The following is a 730-nucleotide window of genomic DNA, read 5'->3' as shown; positions in this document are numbered from 1 at the left end:
GCCATCGAGCGCGTGCGCATCGATCCCGACACGCTGGAGCCGAAATACCGCGTCATCGGCTCGGAACTGTGGTCCGACGAACCCGGCTTCCTCGACAGCGTGCAGGCGACCGGCGTCACCGGCATCTGCGGCTCCGGCATCATCGAGATCGTCGCGGAAATGTATCTCGCCGGCATCATCTCGGAGGACGGTGTCGTCGACGGTTCGCTTGCCGCGCGCTCGCCGCGCGTCGTCGCCAACGGCCGCACCTTCTCCTACGTGCTGAAGGAAGGCGAACCCAAGATCACCATCACCCAGACCGACGTGCGCGCCATCCAGCTTGCCAAGGCTGCACTCTATGCCGGTACCAAGCTGTTGATGGAAAAGCAGAACACCGAGCATGTCGACCGCATCCATTTCGCCGGCGCCTTCGGCTCCTTCATCGATCCGAAATACGCCATGGTGCTCGGCCTGATCCCCGACTGCGACCTCGACAAGGTTTCGGCCGTCGGTAACGCCGCCGGTGCGGGCGCGCGGATGGCGCTGCTCAATCGCGGCTATCGCCGCGAGATCGAGGAGACGGTGAGCCAGATCGAGAAGATCGAGACCGCGCTGGAGCCGAAATTCCAGGAGCATTTCGTCTATGCCATGGCGCTGCCCAACAAGGTCGATCCGTTCCCGAAACTGTCGGCGGCGGTGAAACTGCCGCCACGCAAGACGGTGAGCGAGGACGGCATCGCCGGCGACGCCG

At 64.4% G+C, this 730-nt stretch carries 1 protein-coding gene; it reads left to right on the top strand.

Annotated features, from left to right (window positions below):
• The coding region (locus EOA36_RS36460; protein ID WP_127281316.1) for an ASKHA domain-containing protein at nt 1–730 on the top strand (730 nt) is incomplete at both ends.

This window comes from Mesorhizobium sp. M8A.F.Ca.ET.021.01.1.1, from assembly GCF_003998025.1.
Classification (GTDB): Bacteria; Pseudomonadota; Alphaproteobacteria; order Rhizobiales; family Rhizobiaceae; genus Mesorhizobium.
The sequence above is the reverse complement of the archived record's forward strand: the minus strand, read 5'-3'. Positions and strand labels throughout refer to the sequence as shown.